The sequence below is a fragment of the Brasilonema octagenarum UFV-OR1 genome (assembly GCF_963888615.1).
GTDB lineage: Bacteria > Cyanobacteriota > Cyanobacteriia > Cyanobacteriales > Nostocaceae > Brasilonema > Brasilonema sennae.
In genome coordinates, this window is record NZ_CAWPKW010000403.1 from 1 (window position 1) to 1,027 (window position 1,027).

1 protein-coding gene is annotated in these 1,027 nt (G+C 40.5%); it reads right to left on the reverse strand.

From position 1 onward, the window contains the following. Window positions 1-152 precede the first annotated feature (152 nt). The coding region (locus AC5590_RS34830) for a ScyD/ScyE family protein (protein WP_169269016.1) at window positions 153-1,027 on the reverse strand (875 nt) is incomplete at its 5' end.

The window sequence follows — 1,027 nt, forward strand, 5'->3', positions numbered from 1 at the left end:
AAATCGTGTTTAGAAACTCTGTATTTTTAGTAACAGCGTATAAAATCTTGAAAGCCGAATGCAATGAATAATCTTTTGATAGGCTTGACATTTCTTTAAGTTTTGTTTTAGTCAAGCCTGGTTGAACTGCAACTCAATTGATACACAAGCTGTTAACCGCAGCTTACCAACTTCTGTCTGCGTTTGCGCCCCAGATACGAACCTACTCCTAAAGCACCAAACGCGAGTACGCCCAATGCAGAATTTGATTCAGGAACTTTTGCTTTTGGATCAATCTTCAGGACTTGACCGACTCCAGCGCGATCGCCAAAACTCGAAACATAAATAGCACCATCAGGATCTATAGTGAGGGCAGTAGCTGACTCTAGTCCATTACCACTAAGGAGAGTTCTACGAGTCCCATCAGGAGCTACTTGAATCAGTGAACCATCAAGATTCCCCTTATAAAATGCCTCATTGGCAAATTGTAAGGCATACAAATTGCCTTCAGTATCGAAAGCCAAGTCAGTCAGTTGCGTAAACCCATCAGCATAAACTGTTGCTTTACCATCTTCTCCAACACGAAAGATATTTGCTTTACCTTCTGGGATAGGAACACCTGTGAATTGGCTGACATATAAAGCTTGATCCGGACCAATTGCAACACCTGTGGGTACTGCTTGATATTTAATCTCTTGCGTGGGAGTAGTTATAGTTTGATCAGGAAACTCAACAAGCGTCTTTAAATTACTACCATCAAGGTTTACACTTAAAACCTCGTTCCTATTTGCATTTGCAATATAAGCAGTATCACCCTTAATTGTAAAAGAGTAGGGATTGCTACCTACATAGCCATTAGGTAAAAGCACAGTCGGATCCTTGGCGAATTCATAGCTGGAAATATCGGCAATACTTGTCAACGCACCGGTGTTAAAGTCAACTTTATATAGCTCTCCAAAATTCGGAGAATTTAAGGGTGTATTGTTGTAATTTACACCAGCAGAAAGACCAATTAGAAGGTAAGGATTTCCAGCAGCATCAAATTGGA